Origin of the sequence: Frankia nepalensis (assembly GCF_016786325.1) — a bacterium.
In the GTDB taxonomy this organism is placed as follows: Bacteria; Actinomycetota; Actinomycetes; order Frankiales; family Frankiaceae; genus Pseudofrankia; species Pseudofrankia nepalensis.
Genome location: NZ_JADWYU010000309.1, coordinates 1 through 3,073, shown reverse-complemented (window position 1 = coordinate 3,073; position 3,073 = coordinate 1). Strand labels below are relative to the sequence as shown.

Annotated in this window: 3 protein-coding genes; all 3 read left to right on the top strand. The window is 76.0% G+C overall.

Features of this window, described 5'->3' with window-relative positions:
* Positions 1-106: 106 nt before the first annotated feature.
* Positions 107-1,573, top strand: coding sequence for an MFS transporter (locus I6A81_RS40800; protein ID WP_203010509.1), 1,467 nt, complete (start codon positions 107-109; stop codon positions 1,571-1,573).
* Positions 1,470-1,865 (top strand): DUF2267 domain-containing protein, encoded by a 396-nt coding sequence (locus I6A81_RS40795; protein WP_203008292.1) that lies wholly within the window; start codon positions 1,470-1,472, stop codon positions 1,863-1,865. The genes I6A81_RS40800 and I6A81_RS40795 overlap by 104 nt, the downstream gene beginning before the upstream one ends.
* 301 nt (positions 1,866-2,166) lie before the next feature.
* Positions 2,167-3,073: CRISPR system precrRNA processing endoribonuclease RAMP protein Cas6 (cas6, locus tag I6A81_RS40790; protein ID WP_203010508.1), on the top strand; the 907-nt coding region annotated here is incomplete at its 3' end.

Here is a 3,073-nt window from a genome sequence, read left to right as displayed (position 1 = left end):
CGTCGCCGTTTTCCCAGCTCACGCCGCCCGCTCAGGCTCCCCTGAGCGGGCGGCGGGCCGCCACCACCCGCCGTTGTCTCAATATATGGGACAGTAGTATCAACATATGGGAAAGACGGGTGTGCGGTACCGATGGGTGGTGCTGGCGGCCGGGACCGCGGCGCAGGCGTCCACGAGCGCGTACTTCCAGGGGCTCGCGGGGGTGGGGCCGGCGTTGCGGGCGGCGCACGGCCTGAGCCTGGGCGGGCTGGGGCTGCTGCTGGCCTGCCCCACGGTCGGAGTCCTCGCGACGCTTCTGGTCTGGGGACCGGTCGTCGACCGGTACGGGGAGCGGCCGACGATGGCCGTAGGCCTGTTCGGCGCCGCGGCCTGCCTGCTCGGCGCGGGTCTCGTCGACGGGCTCGCGCCCAGGGCGGTCCTGCTCGGCCTCGCCGGGGCGGTGGGCGCCAGTGTCACCACCGCGAGCGGGCGGGCGGTGCTGACCTGGTTCCCGTCCGACCGGCGCGGCCTGGCCATGGGCATCCGGCAGTGCGCGGTGCCGCTCGGGTCGGGGCTCGCCGCCGCCTGCCTGCCGCCCGCCGCCGGACGGTTCGGCGTCCACGGGGTCTTCTTCGCGCTGGCGGCCGGCTGCCTCGTCGCCGGGGCCGCGGCGGTCGCGCTCATCCGGGAGCCACCGGCCCAGCCGCGCGCGGCGGCCGGCCCGGTTTCGGCCGGCGCGACGGCGAACGAGGCGGCGGCCGCCCGGGCCGGGTCGACGCGGGACGTGCTGCGCGACCGGCGGTTGTGGCGGCTGAGCCTGGCCGCCGGCCTGCTGATCGTGCCGCAGTTCACCATGATCGCCTTCCTGGTGGAGGTGCTGCACGACGGGCGGGGGATGAGCGCCGCCCGGGCGGCGGTCGTGCTCACCGTCGCGCAGGCCGCCGGGGCGGCGGCCCGCATCCTCGTCGGCGTGTGGAGCGACCGGGCAGGCGCCCGGATGCGGCCGCTGCGCGCGCTCGCGGTCGCCGCCGCGGCGGGGATGGCGGCGGTCGCCGCGGCCGTCGGAGCCTGGGTGCCGCTGCTCGTCGCCGTGCTGGTCGTGGTGGCGGCGGTCACCGTGTGCTGGAACGGCCTGGCGTTCACCGCCGCGGGCGAGCTCGCGCCGCCTGGCCGGGCCGCGACCGCGATGTCGTTCGAGAACTCGGCGAACTTCGGCTCGGCCGTGCTGACGCCGCCGCTGGTGGGCCTGCTGATCACGGGCGTCGGCTGGTCGTCGGCCTTCCTGCTGGTGGCGCTCGCCCCGGTGGCCGCGGCCTTCCTGCTCGGCCCGCTCGTCGAGCCGTCCGGGCGGCGGCCCGGCCCGCGGGCTGGATCTCGCGCCCGTGGGCTTGCGGCGGGCGCCGGGGACCTGAGTTTTGTCGCTGGTCACCCGGGGACGGGTCCCTCGTTCGGGCTCCGGGCCAGGTCACGCGCGCGAGAGGCGGCCAACCATGAAACAGGACGAGCTTGTGTCGGCGATCCGGGTCACGGGCGGTTTCGAGTCCGCGCGACAGGCGGAGACGGCGGTCCGCGCGACGCTGACGGTGCTCGGTGAGCGGATCTCCGGCGGGGAGACCAGGAACCTGGCGGCCCAGCTACCGGCGGTGTTCGCCGAGGCGCTGCCACCCGTGGGGGCCGGCGAGCGTTTCGGCGTCCAGGAGTTCTACCGGCGCGTGGCCGAGATCGAGGGCGACTCCTGCTCCGCGACGAAGGCCCGCCGCCATGCCCGCGCCGTCGTGGCCGCCCTCAAGGCCGGCGTGTCCCCGGCCGAGTTCGAGGATGTCGCCGGACAGCTCCCCGCCGACTACGCCGACCTCCTCAGCCGGGAACCGGTCATCCACTACTGACCGTCTTCACGTGGTGGCCGCGTGCCCCGGGCCGCCCGACCGGGCCTCACGCACACCACCCCCCGGGGGTAACGCACACCACCCCCGCACGGGTGGGGCGAAAGCCGGATATACGCTTCAAGAGGGGTCGCCGATCGCGAGACGGGCGAACCGGTCTTTCTCGGCTGGAAAACGGTTTCGCCGCTACCAAAGTGACCCCCGTCACATCGCTGACACCGCCGTCGGCTACGCTTCCCGCCTGGGACGTCCGGCCAGGGTCACGACCGGACGCGGCCGCGCGGGACGATGGCGGAGGGCACGGATGCCATCAATGCTTCTGATCCGGCTGGCAGGCGCCGTACCAGACGTCGCACCTCGCTGGCTGCTCGGCGCGGCGCGCGACATCTGCGCACCCACCGAGCCGGGCGGACGCCCCGGCGGCCCGCCGGGCGACACCGGCGCCCAGCCGTACCCTGGTCCACTGCCGTATCCGGGTCCCGAGCCGTCTCCAGGCCCGCCGCCGTTCAGCGTCGGCGCGCCGATGCCCGACGGCCCACCCGACGGCGCCCTGCCCGGCGACGGCGCGACGACGTCCTGGCGGCTGGGCTGGCTGGACGACCGGTCGGCTCCGCCCGGCTGGCCCCCGGCGACGGCCCGTTTCGGCTCCCAGTCCCGCGAGGTGACGGGCGCCGAGCTGACCCGGCGGTCCTACGCCCAGCTCGCCCAGGGGACGCCCACCCGCCGGGTGCGGGTGACGATGACCACGCCGACGTTCTTCTCCCGCGACGGCCGTGACCTGCCGCTGCCCGACCCGGCGCTGGCCATCCAGGGACTGCTCACCCGGTGGAACGCCTTCGCGCCCGGGCCGCTGCGGATCGGCGCCGGCGACGCGCGGTCGCTGGTCGACGCGGTGTTCCTCGACGGCGTGTGGGGCTCCAGCGCCGAGGTGGAGCTCGGCCACGGGCTGCGCCAGGTCGGCTTCGTCGGCCACGCGGACCTGCGGCTGATGGCGGGCACCTCCGACTTCGTCGCCACCATGTTCACGGCCCTCACCCGGTTCGCGGCCTTCGCCGGCGTCGGCGAGCGCACCGCGTACGGCTTCGGGGCGGTGGACGTCGACATCCTCGACCTGCCCGTCCCTCGCCGGCTGGTGAGCGTGCCGACGAGCCGGCGCTTCGACGGCAGGCGGGCACCGGCCACCCCGGCCGCCCCCCGCCGCCGGGTGCGGG

Coding starts and splice junctions, on each gene's coding strand:
- I6A81_RS40795 (WP_203008292.1), top strand. CDS start 1,470: ATGAAACAGGACGAGCTTGTGTCGGCGATCCGGGTCACGGGCGGTTTC.
- I6A81_RS40800 (WP_203010509.1), top strand. CDS start 107: ATGGGAAAGACGGGTGTGCGGTACCGATGGGTGGTGCTGGCGGCCGGG.